Genomic DNA, 26,964 nt, shown 5'->3' with positions numbered 1-26,964 from the left:
CCGGCGCATGCGTCAACTGCACGTACGCATCAGGAAGATGGAGGAAGCGTGGCGTCCAGCCAGTCGTACGAAGTCACCGTCGTCGGAGGCGGACTCGGTGGCCTGACCGCCGCCCTCGCCCTGCGGCACCGCGGTCTGCGGGTCACCGTGCTCGAACAGGCGCCGCAGCTCGGCGAGGTGGGCGCGGGCATCCAGACGGCGCCGAACGCCAGCCGCGTCCTGCTCGGCCTGGGGCTGCGCCGGCAGCTGGAAGCCATCCACACCGAGCCGCTCGACCAGGTGCGGCGGCGCTGGAAGGACGGCAGCGTCGTCGGTCTGACCTCGCTGGGCCGCCGCTGCAAGGAACAGTTCAACGCGCCGTACTGGCACTATCACCGGGCCGATCTGCACCGCGTACTCATGGACGCCTGCGTCGACCCGGCGGGTCCTGGCCCGGTCGTCGCCCTGCACACCGCGAGCCAGGTCGCCGAGCTCGACCGCACGGACCCCGCGCGCCCGGTGGCGATCACGGACGACGGGCGGCGGTACGCGTCCGACGTCGTCATCGGCGCGGACGGCATCCGCTCGCAGGTGCGCGACCTGATGGGCGCCCCCGACACCCTGCTCTTCTCCGGGGAGATGGCCTACCGGGCCCTGATACCGGGCGAGTTGATCGCGGCCGATCCGGCGACGCGCTGGCTGGTGGACCGCTACCAGTCCACGATCTGGTACGGCCCCGACCGGCACCTCGTGCACTACATGATCCGCGGCGGCGAGTATCTCAACATCGTGGCCTGCGTGCCCTGCACGGACGAGGTCGCCGAGAAGTGGTCCGTCGCCGCCACCGCGCAGGACCTCGTCGACGCCTTCCCCGGCTGGGACGACCGGGTCCCCGCGATGCTCTCCAAGGCGAAGGAGGACGTCTCCTGCTTCGCGCTCTACCACCGGCGCCGCGACCCCGTGTGGCAGGACGGCCGGGTCGCCCTGCTCGGCGACGCCTGCCACGCGATGCTCCCCTACCAGGCGCAGGGCGCCTCGCAGGCCATGGAGGACGCCGCCGTGCTCGCCGAGGAACTGGGCGCGGTCACGACGGACGGCATCGAGGGCGCGCTGCGCCGCTATGTCGACCGGCGCGCCAAGCACGCCGGGATGGTCCAGGACGCCTCGCTGCAGAACAAGACCTTCTACCACTTCCCCGACGGCCCCGAGCAGCGGGCCAGGGACGAGAAGCTGCGCCGCGACTTCGACGGCGAGTCGGACCTCTCGTACGACTGGCTGTGGGGCGGCACGCCGCTCAACGACCCCGATCTCGGTGCGTTCTCCTACCAGTTCACACGCTGAGCCCCCCTTTGGAGCGAACGTGAAAACAGGCGATCAGATCGTTCAGGAACTTCCCTGGAGATGGTCGGTCCAGGGAAAGATCTTCATCATCGGTGGCCTCGGCTACCTCTTCGACGCGTACGACATCGCCTTGAACGGCTTCCTCATGCCGCTCCTCGGCAAGCACTTCGACCTCTCGCTCAGTGAGCGCGGGCTCGTCGCCACCGCGAACCTGGTGGGGATGGCCGTGGGCGCCGTCGCCTGGGGCGCGGTCGCCGACCGGATCGGCCGCAAGAAGGCGTTCAGCGTCACGCTGCTGATCTTCGCCCTGTTCTCGGTGCTCGGGGCGCTCGCGCCGACGTACTGGGTCTTCCTCGCCCTGCGGTTCCTCGCGGGTGTGGGGCTCGGCGGCTGCATCCCCGTGGACTACGCCCTGGTGGGAGAGTTCTCGCCGCGTAAATACCGGGGCAGGATCCTGACCGCGCTCGACGCGTGGTGGCCGGTGGGCGTGACCCTCTGCGGGCTCGTCTCGACGGCGATGCTGACGCTCGACGGCAACTGGCGGTGGATGCTCGCGACGATGGTGCTGCCCGCGCTCCTGCTCTTCTGGGCCCGGCGCGGCATCCCCGAGTCGCCGATCTATCTGACGAAGAAGGGCCGCGAGGCCGAGGCGCGGAAGGTCATCGACGACCTGGTCCGGCGGACCGGCGCTCCCGTGGAGCCCTACGTCATCCCCGAGCCGGTACCGGACGACGGGCCTCGCGGAGTGGCTGCCGCCGTCGAACAGCTGCGCCGCATCTGGCGCTTCAGCCCGCGCATCACCTCCGCCGCCTGGCTGCTCTTCGCCACGATCATGCTCGTCTACTACGCGGCGCTGAGCTGGATGCCCTCGATCCTCAAGGAGGAGGGCCAGGGCGACACGGCCGCGTTCATGAGCACCACCCTGATGAGCGGCGTCGGCATCGTCGGCGTCCTGGTCTCCACCGCCCTGGTGGACCTCGTCGGCCGCAAGTGGCTGATCGGCGTCTCGGCGCCGGTCGCCTCGCTCGCCCTGGTGGTTTTCGCACTGGTGCGGGACCTGCCGACGGGCTCGGTCGTGGCCATCGCCGTCTTCGGCTTCCTCGCCCAGCTGGCCATCCCCGCCCTGTACGCGTACGTCTCCGAGCTCTATCCCACTCCCCTGCGGGCCAGCGGCTTCGGCTGGGCCTCTTCGGTCAGCCGGGCGCTCACCGGGTTCGCGCCGCTGCTCTTCGGCTCGGTGATGTGGCCCTTGCTGGGGCTGCCGCTGACGTTCGCGGTACTCGGCGGGACGGTGCTCGTCGCCGTGGTGTGGATGGCGGTGGCGGCGCCGGAGACGAAGGGGCGGGAGCTGGACGGCGAGGAGGGGCCCCCGGCTTCGGTGGCTCCTGTGCCGGTAGCCGAGCAGGCGGCGCTCTGACGCCAGGACGCACGGACGCACGGACGCTCTGAGCACGCCCCGCACCCCGCACCCCGCGCATCGTACGTACGACAGGAGGACCATGAAGCCCGCCCCCTTCGCCTACCATCGGGCCCGCGACCTCGACGGCGCCACGCGGCTGCTCGCCGAGCTGGGCGACGACGCCAAGGTCGTGGCCGGCGGCCAGAGCCTGGTCGCGATGATGAACTTCCGTCTTGCCCGGCCCCGGCATCTGGTCGACATAGCCGGCCTGCGGGAACTCGACCGGCTGCGCACGGATGCGGCGGGCGGGCTGCGCATAGGGGCGCTCACCACCCATCACACGGTGGAGAGAGACCCGGCGGGGCGGCTCGGGGCGGACTTCGGGGTGCTGCGCGATGCCATGCCGTGGATCGGGCACCTGCCGATCCGCACGCGCGGCACGGTCGGCGGCAGCATCGCGCACGCCGACGCCACCGCGGAGTGGTGTCTGCTCGCGGTGGCGCTCGACGCCGAGTTCGTGGCCCGCGGGCCGCGCGGCGAGCGCAGGATCGCGGCGGGGGACTTCTTCCTCGGCTACTACACCACCGCCCTCGACTTCGACGAGATCCTCGTCGAGATCGTCTTCCCGCGCCCGGCACCGCACGCCGCCCTGACCGAATTCGCCGAGCGGAAAGGGGACTTCGCGCTCGTCTCCGCAGTCGTGGACCTCGATGTCGGGGGCGGCGTGGTACACGGCGGGCGCGTCGCGCTCGGCGGGGTCGCCGCCACCGTGGTGCGGGTGCCGGAGGCGGAAGCGGTCCTCGCGGACGGCGGCTCCTTCGCCGAGTGCGCAGCCGCGGCGTCGGCAGCCGTCGATCCCCCACCGGACGCATCCGGCAGCACGCACTACCGCAAACAGCTAGTCCGCACGCTGGTCAGGCGGGCGTGCGAGGAGGCGATGAAGCGATGACCCAGCCAGTGCAGAACGGCCAGCTGATCGGCCTTCTCGCTGCCGCCCACAGCCCGACACGCGGCGGACGCGCCACGCACGGCGGCGTCGCCCCCGCCATCACGCGGAGAACCCAACGTGCCTGTAAGGAGGCGGAGGCCCGATGAACCAGCCACTGAAGGAGGGGCAGCTGATCGGCCTTCTCGCTGCCGCCCACAGCCCGACACGCGGCGGGCACGCCACGCTCGGCGGCGTCGCCCCTGCCGTCACGCGGGGAAGCCAATGTGCCGGTAGGGAGGCGGAGTCCCGATGAAACAGCCAGTGCAGGAAGGCCAGCTGATCGGCCCTCCCGTCGCCGCCCACAGCCCGACACGCGGCGGACACGCCACGCTCGGCGGCGTCGCCCCCGCCATCACGCGGAGAACCCAACGTGCCTGTAAGGAGGCGGAGTCCCGATGAAACAGCCAGTTCAGAACGGCCAGCTGATCGGCCCTCCCGTCGCCGCCCACAGCCCGACACGCGGCGGACACGCCACGCACGGCGGCGTCGCCCCCGCCATCACGCGGAGAACCCAACGTGCCTGTAAGGAGGCGGAGGCCCGATGAACCAGCCAGTTCAGAACGGCCAGCTGATCGGCCCTCCCGTCGCCGCCCACAGCCCGACACGCGGCGGACACGCCACGCACGGCGGCGTCGCCCCCGCCATCACGCGGGGAACCCAACGTGCCTGCGAGGAGGCGATGACCCGATGAAACAGCCACTGGTGGAGGGGCAGTTGGTCGGGCGGTCCGTGTCCCGGCGCGAGGATCCCCGGCTTCTCACCGGGCGCGGTCGGTTCGTCGACGACATCGCGCTGCCCGGCATGCTGCACGCCCAGTTCGTGCGCAGCACGGTCGCGCACGGCGAGATCACGTCGGTCGACCTGACGGCGGTGCGTGAAGTTCCGGGCGTCGTCGCTGCGTTCACGGCCGATGATCTGGAGCTGGCCGATATCACCGCCGAACTCGGGCGGCCGCTCTCGGAGTTCGTGCCTACGGCGATGCCCGTCCTTGCCCGTGACCGGGTTCGCTACGTCGGGGAGCCCGTCGCGATCGTCGTGGCACGGGACGCCTACGCCGTGGAGGACGGGCTCGAAGCGGCCAAGGTCGGCTACGCCACCCTTCCCCCCGTCACCTCCGAGCAGACGGCCCTGGCGCCCGGCGCACCTCTCGTCCATGAGGAGGCCACGCGCAACACCCTCGTGGACGTCTCGCTCTTCGCCACGGACGGCATCGACGAGATCTTCGACGCCGCAGCCTGTGTCGTCCATGTGGAGTCGCGGACCGGCCGGCAAAACGCCCTCCCCCTGGAGACGCGCGGCGTCGTCGCCCACTGGGACGACCGCGAGGAGCAGCTCGTCCTCCAGACGTGCACTCAAGTCCCGCACCAGGTAAGGACGGTGGCGTCCCGCTGTCTGCGCCTGGACGAACGGGCGGTGCGGGTCGTGGTGCCCGACATGGGCGGCGGCTTCGGCCAGAAGTGCGTCGTCGGGCGCGAGGAGATCGCCGCGGCCGCCGTCGCGCTGCGGCTGCGCAGGCCGGTGAAGTGGATCGAGGACCGCAAGGACGCCCTGTCGGCGTCGTTCCTCGCCCGCGAGCAGCACTACGAGGTGCGCGCGGCCTTCGACGCCGATGGCAGGATCCTCGGGCTCGACGCCGATGTGGTGTGCGACATGGGTGCCTACTCCTGCTACCCGTTCACGGCGGGCATCGAGCCGCTGATGGCGTCGGCGGAGATGCCGGGGGTGTACAGGGTGCCCGCCTATCGGGTGCGCGGCCGGGCGGTCACCACCAACAAGGCTCCCACCGCGCCCTATCGGGGAGTGAGCCGTCCGCAGTACGTGATGGTGGTGGAGCGGCTCTTCGAGCGTGCCGCCCGCGAACTGGGCCTGGACGCCGTGGAGATCCGCCGTCGCAACGTCATCACGGAGTTCCCGTACACGGGCGTCAACAACATCACGTACGACCCCGGCTCCTATCTGGAGTCGCTGAACCTGTGCGAGCGGCTCGTCAAGGACGAGGGCTGGTACGAGAAGCGCTCGGCGGCGGCAGCGGAGGGGCGGCACATCGGCATCGGATACTCCTGCTTCAGCGAGCGCACCGGATACGGCTCCGCGGCCTTCGCCCAGCGCAAGATGCGGGTCGTCCCCGGCTTCGACATCTCCGAGGTCCGGATGGACACCAGCGGCGCGGTGACCGTCACCACCGGCACGATGAGCCACGGCCAGAGCCACGAGACGACGATGGCGCAGATCGTCTCCGACGAACTGGGCCTGGACATCGGCAAGGTGAGGCTCCATCAGGGTGACACCGAGCGCATCACCTACGGCTGGGGAACCTTCGCGAGCCGCTCCATCACGGTGGGCGGCAGCGCGGTGCGGCTCGCGGCGGCGAAACTCGGCGAGAAGCTGTGCCGGATCGCGGCGGCACGCTGGGACGCCGCGCGGGACGACGTGGAGCTCGCGGGCGGTGGCGCACATCACCGCGACGGCCGCGTCCTCACCTACGAGGAGTTGGCCGATGTCGCCTATCTCCAGGCGCACTTGCTGCCCAAGGACATCGAGCCGGGCCTGAGCGCCACCGCCACCTTCGACGTCTTCAACGACGGCACGTTCTCGAACGCCACCCATGGCGTGGTCGTGGAACTCCACGAGAACACCGGGCAGGTGGAGATCCTGCGGTACGTCTGCGTCGAGGACTGCGGAGTGGCGATCAACCCGCAGGTCGTGGAGGGCCAGTGCCGGGGCGGCATCGCCCAGGGCATCGCGGGCGCGCTCTTCGAGCAGGTGACGTACGACGACCAGGGCGAGCCTTCGGCGACCAGCTTCATGGACTACAAGGTGCCCACGGCCCACGAGATCCCCGACGTCCTGATCCACCACCTGGAGACGCCCTGCGCGTTCACCGAGACCGGCGCGAAGGGCGCGGGTGAGGGCGGCACCATCGGGGCGCCGGCCGCCGTCCTCAACGCCGTCAACGACGCCCTGCGCCCCACGGGCGTCGAGCTCGACCACACCCCCATCACCCCGGAGACGGTGCACCGCGCCCTGAACCTGGAGCTCTCCTCATGACCGAAAGCGGCAACGCCACCGATGTCCTGCTGCTCACCCTCGACGTCAACGGCGAACAGCACGAAGTGATCACCGAACCCCGCCGCACCCTGGTCGACGTGCTCCGGCACGATCTGCGCCTGACCGGCACCCACGTCGGCTGCGAGCACGGCATCTGCGGTGCCTGCACGGTGCTGGTCGACGATCGGCCCACGCGCGCGTGTCTGATGTTCGCGGCGCAGGCGGAGGGCGCCCGGATCCGTACCGTCGAGTCACTGTCGGACGGGCCCGAACTGAGCGATCTGCAGCGGTCGTTCAGCGAGCACCACGGATTGCAGTGCGGCTTCTGCACCCCCGGCTTCCTGATGCTCGCCGAGGGGTTCCTCGCCGAGCGGCCCGAGGCGACCAAGGACGAGATCCGCGAGGTCGTCGCCTCCAACCTCTGCCGGTGCACCGGCTACCAGACCATCGTCGAGGCGATCGACGGGTGCGCCGTCGCCCGGCGCTGCCCCAAGGAGTTCTGATGCAGCTCACCAACTCGGTCCCGGTCAAGGCCTCGCCGGACGAGGTCTTCGCCCTGATGAACGACGTCGAGCGGGTCGCCTCGTGCATGCCGGGCGCCGCACTCGACGGGCTGGACGGGGACGCCTGGCAGGGCTCCGTGAAGATCAAGGTCGGACCGATCAGCGCCGCGTACGCCGGCACGGTCCGCTTCCTGGAGGTCGACCCGCGGGGGCGGCGGCTGCGGGTCCAGGCGCGCGGGGCCGACACCCACGGGAGCGGCGACGCGGAGGCGGAGGTCGCGCTCGAAGTGCTCGCGGCGGCCGAGGGCGCGCTGCTCAAGATCTCCACGGATCTGGTGATACGCGGCAAGATCGCGCAGTTCGGCAAGGGCGCCATCGCGACGGTGTCCGACCGGATCCTGCAGCAGTTCGCGCAGAATCTCGGCAGTCTGCTCGATCAGGATCGGGCACCGGCCGCTCCTGCGTCCGATGTGCCCGCCACGGCTCCCCACGCTGCCCGCCCGGCTGTCCCTGCGGAGGCCGAACTCGACGGCCTCTCCATGCTGCTCGGCCCGGCCGCCGCCAAGTACGGCCTCGTCGCCGGCGCCTTCGCCTTCGGTCTCTTCGAGGGCTGGCTGCTCGGCAGGCTCGGCGCACAGGCGCGGGAGCTGCGGGCCCTGCGCGCGCCGAGGAGGGCCTCGTGAACTACGGGCAGGATACGGAACGTACCTACGAACGAGCCGGATTCGGTGCCCCCGTGCGCAGGGGCAGCCGCCCCGCGATCCTGGTCGTCGACCTCACGCGCGGCTTCACCGAGGATGGCTTCCCCTCGGGCGCGGACCTGACCGACGTGGTGGGCGCGGTCGGTGAGCTGATCGAGGCCGGACGTCCGGCCGACGTGCCCGTCGTCTTCACCGCGATCTCCTACACGCCCGCCGAGGCCGCGGGCGACGCCGTCACCTGGCTGCACAAGGCACAGGGCATGCGAGCCCTGGTCGAGGGCAGCGATGAGGTCGCGCTCGACCCCCGACTGCCATACGAAGCACAGGACTTGATGGTGCTGAAGAAGGGCGCGTCGGCGTTCTACGGGACCTCGCTCGCCGCCCTGCTCACCGGCCTCGGCTGCGACACGGTCCTGGTGTGCGGGGCGACGACGAGCGGCTGTGTGCGGGCCACGGCGGTCGACGCCGTGCAGAGCGGGTTCTCGGTGCTCGTGCCGCGCGCGTGCGTCGGCGACCGTGCCGCGGGACCGCACGAGGCGAGCCTCTTCGACATCCAGGCCAAGTACGGCGACGTCATCGACCTCAAAGAAGCAGTCGAGTACCTCGGCACCCTCGCGCACGCCAGGAGGAACGCATGACCCCGCCCGACCGCTGCCTGCCGCAGTCCGCCGTCGCCGACCTGGCCGACGTCCCCGCCACCGGCCGCTGGGTCCGTTCGGGCACCACCCGGCTGCACGTCCTCGATTACGGGGGCACGGGCACCCCGCTGCTCGTGCTGCCCGGCATCACGAGTCCCGCGGTCACGATGGACTTCGTGGCGCGGGAACTGACCGATGTCGTAAGCCCGTTGGTGCTCGACGTCCGGGGGCGCGGACTGTCGGACGGCGGCGGCTCCTACTCCCTGGAGGAGTACGCGGAGGACGTCGAAGCCGTCGTCACGGGGCTCGGTCTGGACCGGCCCGTCCTGTTCGGGCACTCCATGGGCGCGCGCATCGCCGCGGTGACCGCGGTGCGCGGCAAGGTGGCGCTGCGCGGCACGGTGCTCGGGGACCCGCCGATGAGCGGGCCGGGCCGCGGGCCCTACCCAACGCCCCTGGAGGCCTTCCTCGACCAGCTTGCGCAGGCCCGGCGCGGTACCGACGCGGACGAGGTGGCCCTCTCCTGGCCGCGCTGGCCCCGCCGGGAGCAGGAGCTGCGGGCCCGCTGGCTCACGAGCTGCGACGCGGAGGCGATCGCGGCCACGCACCGCGGCTTCGAGACCGAGGACTTCTTCGCCCTGTGGCCCTCGGTGCCGGGGCCCACGGCGCTCCTGTACGGCGCGGACAGCCCCGTCGTCACCGCGGCGGGCGCCGCCGAGGCCGCCCGGCTGCACCCGTCGGCCGTCCTCGCGGGCATCCCGGACGCGGGCCACATGCTGTTCTGGGACAACACCCGGGCGGCTCTCTCCGCGCTCCGCGAGGCGCTGCGCCCGATGCTGACCTGACCGCCCGAACCGATCAACCCCCGTGCTTAAGTGGGCCCCATGGCTGACGAAACCTCCACCACGACGCCTGCCCCGGCTCCGGCCATGGCTACGGCGTCAGGACAGCCCGGGCCGCCCGCCGCCCTCACGGCAGCGCCCGGATACCAGGTCCGGCGCCTGTACCAGGCGTATCTCGCGGTGTGGATCCGCGCCGTGGACCCGACGCTCACCGGACCGCAGTTCGCCGTCCTCCAGGCAGTGGACGCCTCGCCGGGCCACGACCAGCGGTCGATGGCGTCGGCGGTGGCCCTGGACACGTCGACGATGGCGGACGTGGCACGGCGCCTGGAGAACCGCGGGCTGATCCTGCGCAGGACGGCCGCCGACGACGGCCGCCGCAAGCTGCTCTATCTGACCGAGGAGGGTGAGCGCACCCTCCGTGACTCGAACCGTCGCGCCCGCGAGCTCGACGAACGGCTCCTCGCGCCGTTCGGCGCCGAGCGGCGCGAAGAAGTCATGCATCTCCTGACGTCCCTCGCCGATCACTGGGAGGGGCTGACCGAGGACACATAGCCGTACGAGCAGTCGTACGCGAACATCCGGAGGATCCCGTGGCAGTGACCGCGACGACCGCGACCGACCACCACATCGGCATGATCGTGCCCAGCTCGAATCTGACGATGGAGACGGAGCTGCCGCGCATGCTGCGCGACCGCGAGTCCGTGGCCCCGCGGGACCGGTTCGTCTTCCACAGCAGCCGGATGCGCATGAAGCACGTGACGCCCGAGCAGCTCAAGTCCATGAACGCGCAGACCGAGCGCGCGGCGCTCGAACTCGCCGACGCCAGGCCCGATGTCGTCGCCACGGCCTGCCTCGTCGCGATCATGGCGCAGGGTCCAGGACACCACTGCACGGCGGAGGACGAGATCACCGCCGCCCTGCGCTCCGAGGGCGCGCAGGCGCCGGTGATCTCCAGCGCGGGCGCTCTGCTCGACGGCATCAAGGCGCTCGGCGCCGCGCGGGTCGCGATCATCACCCCGTACATGAAGCCGCTCACGCGCCTTGTCGCCGACTACATCGAGGACACCGGGATCGAGGTCGTGGACGCGCTCAGCCTGGAGGTGCCGGACAATCTGGCGGTCGCCCGGCTCGACCCCGCCGACCTGCGCGAGCACTGGCGTCGCGTGGATCTGGGCCGCGCCGACGCGCTTGTCCTCTCCGCCTGTGTGCAGATGCCTTCGCTGGCGTCGATCCAGGCCGTGGAGGACGCGGCGGGCCTGCCCGTACTCTCCGCGGCCACCGCGACGGCGTACCGCGTCCTGACCGAACTGGGCCTGCCGCCGCATGTGCCGGGCGCGGGCAGTCTGCTGCGGGACCCAAGTGGCGCTTGAGCCGGGCGGGATGGGCGGGCACGATGACCGGACGCACCCGACGTCCGCCTGAACGCCCGCCGCATCCATGGGAGTTGAAGCATGTCCGCGATCCCGTCACCCCTGTCCCACCCGATCGACACCAGTAAGCCGCACCCCGCCCGGGTCTACGACTGGTTCCTTGGCGGCAAGGACAACTACCCGGTGGACGAGGAGCTCGGGCTGCAGATCGTGTCGCTCGAACCGCAGACCAAGTACTGCGCCCAGCACAACCGTTGGTTCATGCAGCGCGCCACGCGCCGCCTCGCGGGAGAGGAGGGAATACGTCAGTTCCTGGACATCGGCACCGGCATCCCCACCGAGCCGAACCTCCACCGCATCGCCCAGTCGGCCGCCCCCGAGGCGCGCGTCGTGTACGTGGACAACGATCCGATCGTCCTCGCGCACGCGGAGGCGCTGTTGCGGGGGACGCCCGAGGGGGCGACGGAGTTCCTCCAGGTGGACGCGCGCGAGCCGGACAAGATCCTCGAACAGGCCGAGGGCGTACTGGACTTCACGCAGCCGATCGCCCTCTCCCTGATCGCGCTGCTGCACTTCATCAGCGATGACGACGGCGCCTACGACGTCGTGGAGCGGCTCGTCTCCGCCCTCGCGCCCGGCAGCCACCTGGTCCTGTCCCAGATGGCGGGCGACGTCGATCCTGAGCGGACGCGGCAGGCGGTGGAGATGTACAAGGCGGGCGGCGTCACGCTCGTGCCGCGGGCGCGCACTGAGGTGGAGCGGTTCTTCGAGGGCCTGGAGCTGGTCGGCCCCGGCATCGCGTGGCTGCCCGACTGGCATCCGGAGCTCGGCGTCGACGAGGTCAGGAACGGCACACCGGTGCCGCTGTACGCGGGGGTGGGCCGCAAGCCGTAGCCTCCTGACCGGACGTCAGGTGATTCGGCGCGGGATGTCGGATATCAACCTGTGCCCGGCGAGTTGAGGGCAAGCTGGTGCGGGCCCCCGGCGACGGCGCCGTACCCATGGGGCAGGATGACGCTCGCGACGACGGACACGAACATACGTCCGGCGCGCCCGCACAACCTGGAGAAGGAACTGATGGAGCGAGCCCTCACTTGGCACGACCTGATCACCGCCGGTATCGCGGTGGCCGCCGGTATCGCGGCGGGTCTGCTGCTGCGGATGATCCTGCGGTGGCTGGGCGAACGGGCCAGCAGGACGCGGTGGAGCGGCGATGACGTCATCGTCGACGCCGTGCGCACCCTGGTCCCCTGCGCGGCGATCACCGCGGGCGCGGCCGTCGCCGCCGCGGCCCTCCCGCTCACCCCCAGGACCGGCCGCAACGTCACGATGACGCTGACCGCCCTGCTCGTCCTGGCGGCGACCCTGACGGCGGCCCGCGTGGTCACCACCCTGGTGAAGTCCCTCGCGCAGTCCCGGTCGGGCGTCGCGGGCTCGGCGACGATCTTCGTCAACATCACCCGTGTCGTCGTGCTCGCGATGGGTTTCCTCGTCGTGCTCCAGACGCTCGGCGTCTCCATAGCCCCGCTGCTCACGGCGCTCGGCGTGGGCGGCCTCGCGGTGGCCCTGGCCCTCCAGGACACCCTGGCCAACCTCTTCGCGGGCGTCCACATCCTCGCCGCGAAGACGGTGCAGCCGGGCGACTACATCAAGCTCAGCAGCGGCGAAGAGGGCTACGTCGTCGACATCAACTGGCGCAACACGGTGGTGCGCCAGCTGTCGAACAACCTCGTCATCATCCCCAACGCCCAGCTCGCGGGCACCAACATGACCAACTTCAGCCGCCCCGAGCAGGATCTGTCGATCATGGTCCAGGTCGGCGTCAGCTACGACAGCGACCTGGAGCAGGTCGAGCGCGTCACGACCGAGGTCGTGGAGAACGTCATGAAGGACGTCGACGGCGCACTCCCCGATCACGAACCGGCCGTGCGGTTCCACACGTTCGGTGACTCCAGGATCAGCTTCACGGTGATCCTGGGCGTCGGCGAGTTCAGCGACCAGTACCGCATCAAGCACGAGTTCATCAAGCAGCTCCACCAGCGCTACCGCGCCGAGGGAATCCGGGTCCCCGCCCCGGTCAGAACGGTGAACGTCCAGCAGGGCGAACTGCCACCGGGCCTGATCCCGCACCAGCGCGAGGCCACCACCCCGACGGCGAAGCCGACGCCGTAACGGCGGCGCCACTACACCTCTACGCCTCTACACCACCACAGCGCCCCCGAGGCGTTTGACAGGCATGCGCCGCGCAGATCATGATTCCATTAATTGTTTAATGGAATCGAGAGAGGCGCGCGTGGACATGACCCTTGCCGATCCCACCGAGGCCCACGGCCCCCTGAGCGCGATCGCGCTCGAGGCCCGTGGCCTGGGCAAGCGCTATCGTCGCGGCTGGGCGCTGCGTGACTGCTCCTTCCGGCTGCCCGCCGGGCGGATCTGCGGTCTCGTCGGGCCCAACGGGGCGGGAAAGAGCACCCTGTTGGGGCTCGCCACCCGCTTGGTGACGCCGACCGAGGGCGAACTGCGCATCTTCGGCGTACCGGTGGACGACCCGGCCGCCATGCCTCGCTACGCGTTCCTCTCCCAGGACAAGCCGCTGTTCAAGCGGTTCACCGTGGCCGAGACGCTGCGCATGGGCAGCGAACTCAATCCCGGCTGGGACATGGCCGCCGCCGAGCGGATCGTGCGCTCCGGCAATGTCCCGATGAACGCCAAGGTCGGCACCCTCTCCGGCGGTCAGCGCACCCGCGTCGCCTTCGCGCTCGCCTTCGGCAAGCGGCCCGACCTGCTGCTGCTCGACGAGCCGATGGCCGACCTGGACCCGCTGGCCCGGGACGAGATGAGTTCCCTGCTGATGTCCGAGGCCGTCGAGCGCGGCACCACGGTGGTGATGTCCTCCCACATGCTCTCCGAGCTCGAGGACATGTGCGACTACCTCCTGGTCATCGCGGACGGCCGGCTCAGGATGGCGGGCGACACCGATGAGCTGGTCCCGGCCCACGCCCTGGTGACCGGTCTCGCGCCCGACGGAACGCCGCCCGCGGACCTCGCCCCGCACACGGTGGTCGAATTCCGGGCCCAGGGGCGCCAGTTCCGTGCCCTCATCCGGCCCCGCGGCCCGCTGGCCCCGGACTGGGAGGTCTCCGAGCCGAGCCTGGAGGAAGTCCTGCTCGCCCACCTCCGCACGCCGGACGCGGAGCCGCTGTTCACGCACGACGCACGCATCGAGGCCGAAGGGAACGCCGCCGCATGAGCACCACCCTGACCGAGCAGCCGCGCACGGGGCAGCCCGTCAAGAAGCCGGGCCTGCTGCACGGGCTGACCTGGCTCGTCCTGCGCCAGCACCGCGCCACGACGTGGATCATCCTCGCCCTGGTCGTGCTCGGCACGGCCGCGATCATCTACGAGCGCGGCGAGATGGCCGACATGCTCGCCGGGAGGGGCTGGCCGGACAAGGACGTCAGCCTGGACACGGCACCGCAGAGTTACGAGTACATCGCCGAGGCCCTGGGCGCCCTGCCCGTCATCCTCGGCGTCTTCCTCGGCGCCCCGCTGATCGCGAGCGACCAGGAACACGGCACCGCACAGCTGGCCACCACCCAGTCCGTGCCGCGCCGCCGCTGGCTCGCGGCCAAGCTGACCTGGTGCCTTTCGCTCGTCCTGGTGGCCACCCTCGTACTCTCCACACTGTTCTTCTGGTGGTGGGAGCCCTACCGCGATCTGCTCCTCTCGGAATGGCTTTCGGGCTCGGTCTTCGACAACACGGGCCCCATGCTGACGGCGCTCTCCCTCTTCCTCACCACCTGCGGCATCGCGATCGGCATGCTGCTGCGCAGGGTGCTGCCCGCCATGCTGGCCACCTTCTTCTTCTCCGTGGCCGTCCAGGTGGCCTGGGACATGTTCCGTGACCGTCTCGCCACCCCGCGCACGATCACCTGGCCGCTGAACGACGACACGCCGGCTCTCGTCAACAGCAGCAGCGTGGTGGAGGCGGACCGCTGGATCAGCACCGCGGACGGACAGCTCTACGGGTGGGGCATGTGCGCCGAGCCGACCGAGAAGGCCTCCAACGCCTGCATCAAGGAGCACGGCATCGTCAACAACATGGTCGAGTACTTCGGCTACGACCAGATGCCGGGCATGCAGTGGACCGGCGCCGCCCTGCTGCTCGGCGCGACCGCCGCCGTGGCCGTGTTCGTCCTGTGGTGGGCCTCGCGGCGGCCCCTCTAGGACGCCGGTGAGGGTAAGTACGTAAAGTGTCCGCAAACGAGCAGAGAGTGGGGACAGTGGTCGAATTCCGCATCGACCGGCGCAGCGGTGTGGCCACGTACCTCCAGATCGTGCGCCAGGTCGAACAGGCCCTGCGCATGGGCGCGTTGGAGGAGGGCGACCGGCTGCCCACCGCGGCCCAGGTCGCCGCGGCCACCAAGGTGAACCCGAACACGACGCTCAAGGCGTACCGCGAGCTGGAGCGCGCGGGTCTCGCCGAGGTCCGCCAGGGAGCGGGCACCTTCATCACCCGCTCACTCGCCCGCCCCCAGGCGGGACCCGACTCTCCCCTGCAGACCGCCCTGACGGAGTGGATGGAGCAGGCGCGGTCGGCGGGGCTCACGGGCCAGGACGTCACGGCGCTGTTCGAGGCGGTGCACACGGCCACCTTCCAGAGGGACACGATCGGCTGAGCCCCGCGTCACGGGCCGCACTCGACAAACCCCATAAGCAACCGCTTAGTATCGGGTGTGCGGGGCTCCCTGCCCCGGGATCGGTTCCGCCGTCACCGCATGGAGAATCCGCATGGCATCCCTGCTCCTGTCCCGTCGTGACCTCGACTTCCTGCTGTACGAGTGGCTCGACGTGCCCGCGCTCACCGGCCGGGAGCGGTACGCGGACCACTCCCGCGAGACCTTCGACGCCGCCCTGGAGCTGAGCGAGCAGATCGCCACGCGGCACTTCGCCCCGCACAACAAGAAGAACGACGCCCAGGAGCCCACCTTCGACGGGGAGCGGGTGCACATCATCCCCGAGGTCAAGGAGGCCCTGCGGGTCTTCGGGGACTCGGGGCTCCTGGCGAGCGCCATGGACCACGAGATCGGCGGCGGGCAGCTGCCCGCCGTGGTGGCGCAGGCGTGCTTCGCGTGGTTCCAGGCGGCGAACGTCGGCACGGCCGCGTACCCCTTCCTGACCATGGGCAACGCCAACCTGCTCCTCGCGCACGCCTCCAAGGAGCAGATCGACACCTACGTACGCCCCATGGTGGAGGGCCGCTTCCTGGGGACGATGTGCCTGTCGGAGCCGCAGGCCGGTTCGTCGCTCGCCGATGTGGGGACGCGGGCCGAGGCGCGGGACGACGGGACGTACCGCCTCTTCGGGAACAAGATGTGGATCTCCGGCGGCGAGCACGAGCTCTCGGAGAACATCGTGCACCTGGTGCTCGCCCGGATTCCTGGCAGTCCGCCCGGTGTGAAGGGGCTCTCGCTGTTCATCGTGCCGAAGGTGCTCGTCGGCGACGACGGCTCGCTCGGCGAGCGCAACGACGTCGTGCTCGCGGGCCTCAACCACAAGATGGGATACCGGGGGACGACCAATACCCTTCTCAACTTCGGCGAGGGCGCCCACCGTCCCGGCGGCGAGCCCGGCGCGGTCGGCCACCTCATCGGGGAGGCCAACCGCGGTCTCGCGTACATGTTCCACATGATGAACGAGGCCCGGATCGGCGTGGGCCTGGGCGCCACCGCCCTCGGCTACACCGGCTATCTGCACGCCCTGGACTACGCGCGCACCCGCCCGCAGGGCCGTCCGCTCGCCGCGAAGGACCCGGCGTCGGCGCAGGTCCCGATCATCGAGCACGCCGACGTACGCAGGATGCTCCTTGCCCAGAAGGCGTACGTGGAGGGCGCGTTGGCGCTCAACCTGTACTGCGGGCGGCTGCTCGACGAGCAGAACACCGGAGCCTCGCCGCAGGAGCGCGACGAGGCCAAGCTGCTGCTCGACGTACTCACGCCCATCGCCAAGAGCTGGCCTTCGCAGTGGTGTCTGGAGGCCAACAACCTGGCGATCCAGGTGCACGGCGGCTACGGCTACACGCGCGAGTACAACGTCGAGCAGTTCTACCGCGACAACCGCCTCAACCCCATCCACGAGGGCACGCACGGCATCCACGGCCTCGATCTGCTCGGCCGCAAGGTGATCATGGACGGCGGTGCGGGCCTTCGGCTGCTCGGCGAGCGCATCGCGAGGACGACGGCCCGCGCGTCGGAGGCAGGCGGGGACGCGGCCGAGTACGCGGCCTCGCTCGACGCGTCCGTACGCCGTGTGGTGACCGCGACCGGGCGGCTCTGGTCGACCGGTGACCCGCGGACGGCCCTCGCCAACGCGAGCGTCTACCTCGAAGCGGTCGGGCATGTGGTCGTCGCCTGGATGTGGCTGGAGCAGCTGCTCGCGGCCGAGCCCGGCACCGAGGACTTCCACGCGGGCAAGCGCGGCGCCTGCCGCTACTTCTTCCGCCATGAACTGCCCAAGACGGACGCCCAGTTCACGCTCCTGGAGAGCCTGGACCGGACCGTGCTCGAACTGGACGAGAACGCCTTCTGACCCAGAAGTAGAGGACCACCGAGCACACCGCCGCGAACGCGCACCACGTGGAGATGTACTCGCGTCGCCACAGCAGCACGCACACCGCCGCCCCGACGGCGACCAGGACGCCGAAGAGGACGAGGCCCCGGTCGCCGGAGAGGAGCAGGGAGCCGACGGTGGCGATCAGGTATCCGGCGACGATCAGCTCGGTATGGGGCAGACCGAGTGCGTACCCGACCGTGTGGCCGCGGATCTCGGCCGTCACGGTGCGGGTCGCCAGGTAGTAGGAGAGCACCGCCGCCGTCGCGATGCCCACCGCGAGGGGGATCAGCAGACGGCGGCGTGCGCTCGGCGGGGCCGCGCACAGCACCGCCACCGGCATCCACAGCGCGAGCAGCGGCATGGCGATCACGGCCCAGGCGACGGTGGCGGGTCCCGTGCCGCCGTCGCCTCGCCACACCTCGGCCTCGACGATCTGATGGGCTCCGAGCAGCAGCGGAAGCGCGGCCATCGGCAGATCGCGCGGACGTGGCCCGCGCGCCGCGCGGATCACACACGCGACCCCCACGGCGGCGACACCCACGCCCGCCACGAGATCGGCCGTCGCGCTCCAGCACATGGCCGCCACGCTACGGCCGCCTCGGCCCGGGGGCCCGGCGGGGCGGGCCGCCCGGGTTACGCGGCTCCGTGCGGGGCGGGCTCGATGTTCTGGTTGAGCCGGAAGACGTTGTCCGGGTCGTACGCGGCCTTGACCCGCGCCAGGCGTGCGTAGTTGTCGCGGTAGCTGGCCCGTACTCGTTCCTGACCCTCCTCCATCATCATGTTCACGTAGGCGCCGCCCGCCGAGTACGGGTGCAGGGCGTCGAAGTAGTCGACGGTCCAGCGCTTGATGAGGCCGGCGTTCGCCGGGTCTGCGTCCACTCCCGCGTAGACGCAGGCCCAGCGGGCGCCGCGGTAGCTCCAGGCGGTGTCCGTGGAGCTGTGGTCGTGGGCCGCGCCGTCGATGGGGTACAGGTGCATCGTCGACTTCATGGTCGGCACCTCGGGGCCGAACTTGGCGTGCAGGGCCACGGCGTCGTCCGGGATCTCGTCGACGAAGTCCGCGCGCCAGTACCACTGGTCGCCGGGCGGGTAGAGCCCGTCGAACATGGACTGGAGCACGGGGTGCGGCATCTCCGAAACGGCGTGCAGAAGCGGGTCGGGCAGCTCGTCGAGCAGCGGCGCCATGGCGTGGGCCGCCGCTTCGGGGTCCTGGGAGGTGTGGCACCACACGACGCCGCAGACCTTGCGCAGGTGGAGGCTCTCGGGGAAGGGCGGGGCCGGGGGCACGGTGCCGTACATGAAGAAGCCGTTCACCTCGCGGGGTGCCCGGGGCAGGAAGTCGCGGTAGGCGGCGAGGACTTCGGCGCCCCGTTCGGCGGGCCAGAAGGTGGGGCCCGCGACGACCGTGCTCAGCTCGTGCAGCCGGAAGAGGAAGGAGGTGACGACACCGAAGTTGCCGCCGCCCCCGCGGATCGCCCAGTACAGGTCCGCGTTCTCGTCGGCGCTCGCCCGCACCTGACGGCCGTCGGCCAGGACGACGTCGGCCTCCAGTACGTTGTCGATGCTCAGGCCGAACCTGCGCGTGAGGTGGCCGAGGCCGCCGCCGAGGGTGAGCCCGCCGACGCCGGTCGAGGAGATGATGCCGCTCGGCGTGGCAAAGCCGTGCTCGTGCGTGGCGCGGTCCACATCGCCCCAGACACAGCCGCCGCCGACCCGTGCCGTGCGGGCCTGTGCGTCGACCTCGATCGACTTGAGCGGCGACAGGTCGGCGACCACGCCGCCGTCGACGGTGCCGAGGCCCGCTCCGTGGTGGCCGCCGCCGCGGACCGCGAGCGGCAGGCCGTAGGCGCGGGCGAATCCGATGACACGGGACACGTCGTCGGCGTCTGTGCAGCGGGCGATGAGCGCGGGGCGCTTGTCGGCCATCGCGTTGTAGACGGCGCGCGCCTCGTCGTACCCGGCGTCGTCCGGGCCCTTCAACTCCCCTTTGAACCGTGTCAGTTCGCTACGTGCTGCCTGTGCGGGCGTGATGGACATATGCTCCCCCGTGCTGGATTGACGCATCCGCTGCTGGACTGGTGCATCCGGTCCGCCCGTTCTAGTGCCGCCCGCCACCCACCGGTATCCGTGCCCACCACCCAGCTCACGCCCGGCGATTGCCTACTTTTCGCGGCCGATTTCCATCCCCAGCTGCGCGGCGCGGGCGGCGACGTCGCGCCGGGTGCGGGCGCCGAGCTTCTCCAGGACCGCACGGACGTGGTTGTCGACCGTGCGCACGGACAGGACGAGCCGGCCGGCGATCTCGATGTTGGTGAGGCCTTCCGCGAGGAGCCGTCCGACCTGGAGCTGACGGCCGGTGAGCCCCGCCGGGTTGCGGCGGGTCGCCGCGTGCGGGCCGCGCGGGATCCGGGCGACACCGAGGGCGCGCAGATCGGCGCGGACGAGCCGGGCCAGGGGTTCGGCGCCCAGGGCGTCGAGGCCGGCGAGCGCGGTGAGCTTGTCCGCCGGGTCCGGGCTCTCCGCGAGGGCGGCGGCGTGCTCGTAGGGGCAGCCCGCCGCCCGCCAGGCCTCGGCGGCCTTGCGCCACTGCCCGGCGGCCTGGAGGTCATACGGATGGTCCGATTCGTCCGCGGGGACGGGGTGCCCCGCCTTGGTGAGCCAGTGGCCGAGCTCCGCGCGGTACGGCGTCGCGGCCAGGCCGCGCGCCTGCATGTACAGGGGGCCGACGGCTTCGACCACGGCCGCGTGGTCACCGCGCAGCCAGGCGGCCTCCGCCCGTGCGGCCGCGACCGGGGCGGTGCGCTGGAGCTCCCGGGTCCGCGCGGCCACTTCCCAGGCCCTTTTGAGGAGTTCGTCGCCGCCTTCCGCGCCGCGCCGGATCCGTACCCGCGCGAGGACGGTCAGGGCGGGGCAGCGCGCGGGCGGGAACTCGTACGCGTCACCGAACTCGGCGTGCTTCTCCGCCTCCTTCCACTTCCCGGCGGCGAACTGCCGCAGCGCCAGCTCCACTTGGAGGTAGCGGAGGAACCCCACATGCTCCGTACGGTCGGCGAACTCCATGGCGGGGGCGAGAAAGTGGTCCGCTTCCGTGAACCGGAGGTTCTCCAGGAGGGTCCAGATGACGTTGGCGTAGGCACGGCAGGCGTGTTCGGCCTCGCCGGCCTTCAGCGCGACCGCCAGGCTCTCCTCCAACTGCGGCCGCCCCAGCGGGTCGCCGCCGCGCCAGCGGGCCGTGCCCACGTTGTTCAGGGCGTGCGAGAGGATCGCCGCGTCGCCCGTGCGCCGGGCCAGGGTGATGGCGCGCTCGCCGTAGCCGATGGCCTCGGCGTACCGGTCGGAGAGCATGCGCAGCTGAGAGGTGTTGCTGAGCGCGAGCGCCAACAGCCGCTCGTCACCGGCCTGTTCGAGCACGTCGATGGCTTCCCTGGCGGCCTCCTGCGCCGCGTCCGCGTCGCCCGCCCACCAGTGGATGCGCGACAGCCAGCGCAGATCGGCGCCGAGCGCCCGCAGGTCGCCCAGCGAGCGGCGCAGGGCGACGGCTTCCCGCTGGGCGCCGACGGCGGCCGGCGAGTCGGCGATGGTGTAGCTCTCCACCGCGAACCGCTCAAGGAGGCCGGCGAGTTCGGCCGGGCCGTATCGCTCTCGCTGCCGCAGGACGAGCCGCAGCTGGGCGGCGGCCTCACGGTGCGCGCCGGTGCGTGCGGCGTCCCTTGCCGCGTCGGGTCCGTACCGCGCGATGGCGTCCCGGTCGCCCGCCTGTGCGGCGTGGTGGACGATGCGGGAGCAGTCGGCGCCCGGCTGTGCGACCAGGACGGCGAGCACGTGGCGGTTGAGTTCGATCCGCCGCGCCGCGGGCAGCGAGTCGGCGATGGCCCGCCGGATGATCTCGTGCCGGAACATGACCCGCTCCGGGGTCACGACGAGCAGGCCGCGCCGCTCCGCCGACGCCAACTGGCATACGCCGTCCGGCAGTAGCGCGTCGGCCAGGCAGCGCTCGGCCGCCGACGGCACCACCGCGAGCTGTTCGAGGGCGTCGCGTACGGCGTCGTCGAGGCCGCGCAGCCGGGCCAGTACGGCGTCGACCACGGTCGGCGGCACATCGCCGGTGCCGCCCGCCGCGACGACCTCGGCGACGTAGAAGGGGTTGCCCGACGTCACGGCGTACACCTGCGCGGGATCGAGGCGGCTCACGGCGCTCAGCGTGCGCACCGCGTCGCGGGACAGCCGGGGCAGGGGGACGCGGTGCACGCGCGGCGCCCTCGACACCTGGCCCAGGAGGTGCCGCAGGGGATGCTCACGGCTCAACTCGTCGTCGCGGAAGGTCAGCACAAGGACGGCGGGCATCCGGTCCACGCGGCGTACCAGGAACCGCAGCGCGTCGAGTGAGGCCTCGTCCGCCCAGTGCACGTCCTCTACGACGAGGACCGTCGGATGCGGCGGCTCGCCCAGCTCGGCCCGCAGCGCGTCGTACACCCGATGCCGGTCGCCGCCCTCGGTCACCGCCTGCGCCAGCTCGGCCCGTACGCTGCCGACAAGGTCACGGAACGGTCCGAGCGGCCGCCGTGTCGCCAGGTCGTCGCACTGCCCGACCAGCACCCTGGCCTGCGCGGACAGCGCACCGGGAAGGGCGTTCACGAGGCTCGACTTGCCGATCCCGGCCTCTCCGAAGACGAGCGCCACCGAACCCGCTCCGTCGGCCGCTTCCCGTGCGGCGGCGGCCAGTCGAGCCAGCTCACGATCCCGCTCGAGGATCCCCCCGTCCACGCTGGGGATTGTCCCACCTGGTGGCGTGTTTTCATCTCCCGTGGCCGGCAAGGCGGAGCAGCGTCGTGGCCAGGACGTCGACGCCGTGCGCGCAGGCCTCGGGGGTGGAGTACTCGCGCGGGTTGTGGCTGATGCCGTCGTACTCACCACGTACGAAGATCATCGCGGTGGGGCAGAGCGCGGCGATCTCCTGGGCGTCGTGTCCGGCGCCGGAGAGCAGGGAGATGTGCTCCAGGCCGTGGTCGTCGGCGGCCCTGGCGATGACGTGCTGTACGCCCTCGTCGAAGGGGACGTACGCGGTTCTCGCCATCCGGCGTGTGGCGACGGTCAGGCCGGTCGTTCCGGCCTCCAGGGTGCGCAGGGAGGCGGCGAGGTCCGCCTCCGCGCGGGCCATGTGTGTGTCGTCGGGGTTGCGCAGGTCCACGGTCAGTTCCGCGCGGGCCGGGACGATGTTGGTCAGGTCCGGGTGGACGGTCAGGTGGCCGACGGTGGCCCGCAGGTCACCGTAGGCGCCGGAGTCCACCATGGACCGCAGGTGGACGACGGTCCGGGCGGCGGCGAGCCCGGCGTCCACGCGCAGCCGGGTGGGTGTGGTGCCCGCGTGGGCGGCGCGGCCGTGGAGGGTGATCTCCTGCCAGGAGATGCCCTGGACGCCGGTGACGACGCCGATGTCCAGGCCCGCGTCGGCGAGGACGGGGCCCTGCTCGATGTGGCACTCGACGTAGGCGTGCGGTGGGGAGAGGCGCACGCCCTCGGGCCCGGCGAAGCCGGTGCGGGCCAGCTCGGCGCCGAGGGTGCGGCCTTCGCGGTCGGTCAGGGCGTGGGCGTGGTCCAGGGGGATGCGGCCCGCGGCGACGGCGCTGCCGAGCATGTCGGTGCCGAAGCGGACGCCTTCCTCCTCCGTGAAGACGGCGACCTCTATGGGGTGGCGGGTGGTGATGCCGTGTTCGTCGAGCGTGCGGACGGCTTCGATGCCGCCCAGGACGCCGAGGCAGCCGTCGAAGGCACCCCCGGTGGCGACGCTGTCGAGGTGGGAGCCGGTCAGGACCGGCGCGGCGGAGGCGTCGGTGCCCTCGCGGCGGCCGTAGATGTTGCCCATCGCGTCGACGCGGACGGCGAGCCCCGCCTGTTCCATCCAGCCGATGACCTTGCGGCGTCCGGCCGCGTCGGCGTCGGTGAGGGCGAGGCGGTTCACGCCGCGCAGGCCTGTTCGTCCGTCGTCGTAGGCGCCGGTCTCGGCCAGGTCCATCAGGGACCGCCACAGGCGATCGCCGTTGACGGTGAGCGCGCCGGCGTTCGGGGCGGTGGTGGTGTCGGGGCGTGTCATGAACGGGGCTCCTGGTGCTGCGGGTTGGCGTCCGTGCCTTCTGTGCTGAGCAGTACGAGGGTCGACGCGGGGCCGAGGCCGAGTGCCGCGCGGCGGTCGTCGGCGCCGTCTCCGGTCAGTGCGGCGCGGATGCCCGCGAGCGACGCGGCTCCGCAGGGTCCGGAGGAGACGCCGAGGGCGTCGAGGGTGCGGGCCGCCCGTGCGCTGTCGGCGTCGGTGATGGCGACGGCGGCGTCCAGACCGTCGCGCAGGTAGGGCCAGGCGAGGCTGGAGGGGGTGCCGCAGTTCAGGCCCGCCATGGCCGTGTCGCCGGTGACGACGCTGGTCAGCTCGCCGCGGGTGAGGCTCTCGATGACGCAGGCCGCCGCTTCGGGTTCCACGGAGAGCAGCGCGGGGGCCGACAGGACCGCGGGGCGGCCGCGGTAGTGGGTGACGGCGGCCTGGGCGAGCGAGCCCACGCCGACGGGCACGGCGACCAGGTCGGGCGCCTGGGCGCCGGCGGCGGCGGCGAGTTGGGCGTCGATCTCGGCGAACAGGGTGGAGTAGCCCTCGACGATCCACCGGGGAATCCGCTCGTAGCCGGGCCAGGCCGAGTCCTGGACGAGGACGGTGGCGGTGCCTGCGGCCGCGGCGGCGGCCGCCCGGTGCACGGCCTCGTCGTAAGGCCCGTCGACCCGCGTGACCTCGGCCCCCTCGGCGGCGATGGCGGCCGAGGCCGCCGGATGCACTCCCCCCGACACGAAGACGTGAGCCCCCTGGCCGAGGAGCCGCGCCATCCGGGCCACCGCACGGCCGTGGTTGCCGTCGGTGGCGGTGACCAGCGTGACCGGCCGCGACGGATCCTCGCCGCTCGCGGCCCGCTCGGCGAGGACCCGGTGCACCGCCCAGGACGCGCCGAGCGCCTTGAACGCGGGCAGCCCCAGGCGCGAGGACTCGTCCTTGACGAAGACCCGGTCGACGCCCAACTCGGCGGCGAGAGCGGGGAGTTCACGCAGCGGGGTGGGGGCGTGACCGGGGAGCGAGGCGTGGAAGGCGCGGGCCTCGGCAGGGGCGGGTGGGCAGGTCCAGGTACGGGCGGCGGGCCGGGCGAACCAGGCCGCCGGCTTCTTGATGTTCTCGGGCATGCGGCCAGCCTGCGGCCCCTGTCACTCCTCGGTCCAGCGAATGTTTCCGACCTATATTCATCAGAGAATCCGATGGATCCAGGGGTCTGGACGATGGATCCGACGGACCGACGCCGCCGATGACGATGAAGACGACGAGGACGAGGACGAGAACCCGCTCATGTTCGACCTGCACCGACTGCGCCTGCTGCGCGAGCTCAAGGACCGCGGCACGCTGGCGGCCGTCGCCGCCGCCCTCTCCTACAGCCCCTCGTCCGTCTCGCAGCAGCTGTCACAGCTGGAGGCGGAGGTCGGCGTCCAGCTCCTCGAACCAGTGGGGCGGCGCGTGCGCCTCACGCCGCAGGCGGAGATCCTCGTCGCCCACACCGAGGCGGTGCTTGAACGCCTTGAGCGCGCCGAGGCGGACATCGCCACGTCCCTCACCGACCTGACCGGGACGCTGCGCATCGCCTCGTTCCAGACGGCGGCCCTCGCCCTCGTTCCGGCCGCGCTGACCCTGCTGCGCGAGGCGCACCCGGGCCTGCGCGTCCACCTCACCCAGCTGGAACCGGAGAAGTCCCTGCCCGCCCTGCTCGCCCGTGACTTCGACCTGGTCGTGGCCGAGGAGTACCCGGGTGTCCCGAGCCCCCGGCCCACGGGCCTCGAACAGGAGGATCTCTGCGCGGATCCCCTGCACCTCGCCCTCCCGGAACCGGCAAGCGACGCGGGAAGCGACACCGAGAGCCCGACCGCCGCGCTCCGCGCCCTGGCCGACCGCCCCTGGGTCATGGAACCCACGGGCACGGCGGCCCGGCAGTGGGCGATGACGCTCTGCCGCAACGCGGGCTTCGAGCCCGACGTACGGTTCGAGACCACCGACCTCCTCCTGCACCTGCGTCTCGTCGAGCGCGGCCATGCCGCCGCCCTGCTCCCCGGTCTCGTGTGGGACGGGCGACCCGCGACCGTCCCCCTGCGGCAGCTGCCCCGAGGGCAGCGCGCACGTCGGCTCTTCACGGCGGTGCGCAGCGGCCGGAGCCACCATCCGGCGATTCGGGCCTGCCGGAGGGCCCTCCGGCAGACGACATGAGCAACGCGCGTACGCTTACGTCATCGATCGCAGGAGATCGCTCCCTCATTCCCTGCCAGGAGGACGCATGACCTCGGCGTCGCAGACCGCGCGCACCCCCCAGACCCTCGACCGCCCCTTCAGCGTCGGCAGCCTCACCTTGCCCAACCGCATCGTGATGGCGCCCATGACCAGGGAGTTCTCACCGGGCGGCGTTCCGGGCGCGGACGTGGCGGAGTACTACGCCCGCAGGGCCGCCGCCGGCGTCGGCCTGATCATCACCGAGGGGACGTACGTCGATCACGCCTCGGCCGGTACGAGCGACCGGGTCCCGCGCTTCCACGGGGACGACGCCCTCGAAGGCTGGCGCAAGGTGGTCGACGCCGTGCACGCGGCGGGCGGGAAGATCATTCCGCAGCTGTGGCACGTGGGCGTCACGCGCGAAGAGGGCAAGGGCCCGGTGCCGTCCGCCCCCGCGGCGGGCCCCTCCGGGATCGACCTCGACGGGCAGCCGAAGGGCAGCACGCTGACGGCCGACGATCTCGACGATGTGATCCGGGCGTTCGCCGACGCCGCTGCCGCCGCCGAGCGCATCGGATTCGACGGCGTCGAACTGCACGGCGCGCACGGCTACTTGATCGACCAGTTCCTCTGGGAGCGCACCAACCGGCGCACGGACGGCTACGGCGGCGGCATAGAGGCCCGCACCCGCTTCGCCGCCGAGATCGTCGCCGCCGTGCGGGCCGCCGTCTCGCCCGACTTCCCCGTCGTCTTCCGGCTCTCGCAGTGGAAGGCCGGCAGCTACGACGCGCAGCTCGCCGAGTCCCCCGAGGAGCTGGAGCGCCTGCTCACCCCGCTGGCGAACGCGGGCGTGGACGTCTTCCACGCCTCCACCCGCCGCTACTGGCTGCCGGAGTTCGACGGCAGCGACCTCAACCTCGCGGGCTGGGTCAAGAAGGTCTCCGGCAAGCCTGTGATCACCGTGGGCTCGGTCGGCCTCGACCAGGAGTTCATCGGACCCAAGGGCTGGGCCGCGCCGTCCGCCTCCACCGGCATCGAGCTGCTCGTCGACCGCCTGGAGCGGGACGAGTTCGACCTGGTGGCAGTGGGCCGCGCCCTCATCGCCGACCCGGAGTGGGCGGCCAAGGCCCTGGAGAACCGGCTCGGCGACGCGCTGCCCTTCGACAAGTCGCTCCTGAAGAGCCTGGCCTGAGCGAGGGCCACCGGGCGACAGCAGCCAAGGCCGTACGCTGCTGTCGCCCGCGGTCGCGTACGATATG

Annotated in this window: 25 protein-coding genes; 20 read left to right on the top strand and 5 right to left on the bottom strand. The window is 71.7% G+C overall.

What is annotated here, in order from left to right; genetic code table 11:
• Positions 1-48: 48 nt before the first annotated feature.
• The 18 genes from E5671_RS38945 (at position 49) to E5671_RS38860 (ending at position 17,400) form a co-directional block, all read left to right on the top strand.
• On the top strand, positions 49-1,320 hold the full coding sequence (locus E5671_RS38945) for an FAD-dependent monooxygenase (RefSeq protein ID WP_160508931.1): 1,272 nt from the start codon (positions 49-51) through the stop codon (positions 1,318-1,320).
• Positions 1,321-1,339: 19 nt separating this feature from the next.
• Positions 1,340-2,737 (top strand): MFS transporter, encoded by a 1,398-nt coding sequence (locus tag E5671_RS38940; RefSeq protein WP_160508930.1) that lies wholly within the window; start codon positions 1,340-1,342, stop codon positions 2,735-2,737.
• A gap of 82 nt (positions 2,738-2,819) precedes the next feature.
• A complete protein-coding gene (locus E5671_RS38935) occupies positions 2,820-3,668 on the top strand; it encodes an FAD binding domain-containing protein (RefSeq protein ID WP_160508929.1) in 849 nt (282 codons plus the stop codon).
• A 142-nt stretch (positions 3,669-3,810) separates the two neighbouring features.
• Positions 3,811-3,960, top strand: coding sequence for a hypothetical protein (locus E5671_RS38930; protein ID WP_160508928.1), 150 nt, complete (start codon positions 3,811-3,813; stop codon positions 3,958-3,960).
• 288 nt (positions 3,961-4,248) lie between these two features.
• A complete protein-coding gene (locus tag E5671_RS38925; protein WP_160508927.1) occupies positions 4,249-4,398 on the top strand; it encodes a hypothetical protein in 150 nt (49 codons plus the stop codon).
• Positions 4,395-6,755, top strand: coding sequence for a xanthine dehydrogenase family protein molybdopterin-binding subunit (locus E5671_RS38920; RefSeq protein WP_160508926.1), 2,361 nt, complete (start codon positions 4,395-4,397; stop codon positions 6,753-6,755). The genes E5671_RS38925 and E5671_RS38920 overlap by 4 nt, the downstream gene beginning before the upstream one ends.
• Positions 6,752-7,258, top strand: a complete 507-nt coding sequence (locus tag E5671_RS38915) for a (2Fe-2S)-binding protein (protein WP_160508925.1) — start codon at positions 6,752-6,754, stop codon at positions 7,256-7,258. Before E5671_RS38920 ends, E5671_RS38915 begins: the two co-directional genes overlap by 4 nt.
• Positions 7,258-7,941: an SRPBCC family protein gene (locus tag E5671_RS38910; protein ID WP_160508924.1), complete on the top strand. Its 684-nt coding sequence runs from the start codon at positions 7,258-7,260 to the stop codon at positions 7,939-7,941. Before E5671_RS38915 ends, E5671_RS38910 begins: the two co-directional genes overlap by 1 nt.
• A complete protein-coding gene (locus E5671_RS38905; protein ID WP_160508923.1) occupies positions 7,938-8,597 on the top strand; it encodes an isochorismatase family protein in 660 nt (219 codons plus the stop codon). The genes E5671_RS38910 and E5671_RS38905 overlap by 4 nt, the downstream gene beginning before the upstream one ends.
• Positions 8,594-9,442, top strand: coding sequence for an alpha/beta fold hydrolase (locus tag E5671_RS38900; RefSeq protein ID WP_160508922.1), 849 nt, complete (start codon positions 8,594-8,596; stop codon positions 9,440-9,442). The genes E5671_RS38905 and E5671_RS38900 overlap by 4 nt, the downstream gene beginning before the upstream one ends.
• A gap of 39 nt (positions 9,443-9,481) precedes the next feature.
• Positions 9,482-9,994 carry a MarR family winged helix-turn-helix transcriptional regulator gene (locus E5671_RS38895; RefSeq protein WP_160508921.1) on the top strand — a complete coding sequence of 171 codons (513 nt, stop codon included), beginning with the start codon at positions 9,482-9,484 and terminating at the stop codon, positions 9,992-9,994.
• 80 nt (positions 9,995-10,074) lie between these two features.
• The gene (locus E5671_RS38890) at positions 10,075-10,812 is read left to right on the top strand and encodes a maleate cis-trans isomerase family protein (RefSeq protein WP_160510697.1); all 738 of its coding nucleotides are present in this window, start codon (positions 10,075-10,077) and stop codon (positions 10,810-10,812) included.
• An 81-nt stretch (positions 10,813-10,893) separates the two neighbouring features.
• A complete protein-coding gene (locus tag E5671_RS38885) occupies positions 10,894-11,706 on the top strand; it encodes an SAM-dependent methyltransferase (protein ID WP_160508920.1) in 813 nt (270 codons plus the stop codon).
• Between the two features lie 183 nt (positions 11,707-11,889).
• Positions 11,890-12,984: a mechanosensitive ion channel family protein gene (locus E5671_RS38880; RefSeq protein ID WP_160510696.1), complete on the top strand. Its 1,095-nt coding sequence runs from the start codon at positions 11,890-11,892 to the stop codon at positions 12,982-12,984.
• Between the two features lie 127 nt (positions 12,985-13,111).
• Positions 13,112-14,062 carry an ABC transporter ATP-binding protein gene (locus E5671_RS38875; protein ID WP_160510695.1) on the top strand — a complete coding sequence of 317 codons (951 nt, stop codon included), beginning with the start codon at positions 13,112-13,114 and terminating at the stop codon, positions 14,060-14,062.
• Positions 14,059-15,039, top strand: a complete 981-nt coding sequence (locus E5671_RS38870; protein WP_160508919.1) for an ABC transporter permease subunit — start codon at positions 14,059-14,061, stop codon at positions 15,037-15,039. Before E5671_RS38875 ends, E5671_RS38870 begins: the two co-directional genes overlap by 4 nt.
• Positions 15,040-15,086: 47 nt before the next feature.
• Positions 15,087-15,491, top strand: coding sequence for a GntR family transcriptional regulator (locus tag E5671_RS38865; protein WP_160508918.1), 405 nt, complete (start codon positions 15,087-15,089; stop codon positions 15,489-15,491).
• 112 nt (positions 15,492-15,603) lie between these two features.
• Positions 15,604-17,400, top strand: coding sequence for an acyl-CoA dehydrogenase (locus E5671_RS38860; RefSeq protein WP_160508917.1), 1,797 nt, complete (start codon positions 15,604-15,606; stop codon positions 17,398-17,400).
• Here the strand turns inward: E5671_RS38860 and E5671_RS38855 are convergent.
• The 5 genes from E5671_RS38855 to E5671_RS38835 form a co-directional block, all read right to left on the bottom strand.
• Positions 17,342-18,001 carry a DUF6629 family protein gene (locus E5671_RS38855; RefSeq protein WP_160508916.1) on the bottom strand — a complete coding sequence of 220 codons (660 nt, stop codon included), beginning with the start codon at positions 17,999-18,001 and terminating at the stop codon, positions 17,342-17,344. The genes E5671_RS38860 and E5671_RS38855 overlap by 59 nt on opposite strands.
• A 56-nt stretch (positions 18,002-18,057) precedes the next feature.
• Positions 18,058-19,461 carry an FAD-binding oxidoreductase gene (locus E5671_RS38850; protein WP_160508915.1) on the bottom strand — a complete coding sequence of 468 codons (1,404 nt, stop codon included), beginning with the start codon at positions 19,459-19,461 and terminating at the stop codon, positions 18,058-18,060.
• A gap of 123 nt (positions 19,462-19,584) precedes the next feature.
• Positions 19,585-22,188 carry an AAA family ATPase gene (locus E5671_RS38845; RefSeq protein WP_160508914.1) on the bottom strand — a complete coding sequence of 868 codons (2,604 nt, stop codon included), beginning with the start codon at positions 22,186-22,188 and terminating at the stop codon, positions 19,585-19,587.
• Between the two features lie 31 nt (positions 22,189-22,219).
• Positions 22,220-23,515 (bottom strand): Zn-dependent hydrolase, encoded by a 1,296-nt coding sequence (locus E5671_RS38840; protein ID WP_160508913.1) that lies wholly within the window; start codon positions 23,513-23,515, stop codon positions 22,220-22,222.
• Entirely contained in the window at positions 23,512-24,639 is a 1,128-nt protein-coding gene (locus E5671_RS38835; RefSeq protein WP_160508912.1) for a diaminopropionate ammonia-lyase, read from the bottom strand. Before E5671_RS38835 ends, E5671_RS38840 begins: the two co-directional genes overlap by 4 nt.
• Positions 24,640-24,799: 160 nt before the next feature.
• On the opposite strand from E5671_RS38835, the gene E5671_RS38830 reads away from it, so the two are divergent.
• Positions 24,800-25,705: a LysR family transcriptional regulator gene (locus E5671_RS38830; protein WP_160508911.1), complete on the top strand. Its 906-nt coding sequence runs from the start codon at positions 24,800-24,802 to the stop codon at positions 25,703-25,705.
• 67 nt (positions 25,706-25,772) lie between these two features.
• Positions 25,773-26,897, top strand: a complete 1,125-nt coding sequence (locus E5671_RS38825; RefSeq protein WP_160508910.1) for an NADH:flavin oxidoreductase — start codon at positions 25,773-25,775, stop codon at positions 26,895-26,897.
• The last annotated feature ends 67 nt before the right edge of the window (positions 26,898-26,964 follow it).

This window comes from Streptomyces sp. BA2 (assembly GCF_009769735.1).
Classification (GTDB): Bacteria; Actinomycetota; Actinomycetes; order Streptomycetales; family Streptomycetaceae; genus Streptomyces.
Note: the sequence above shows the minus strand (reverse complement) of the source record. Positions and strands in the feature narration are given on the sequence as shown.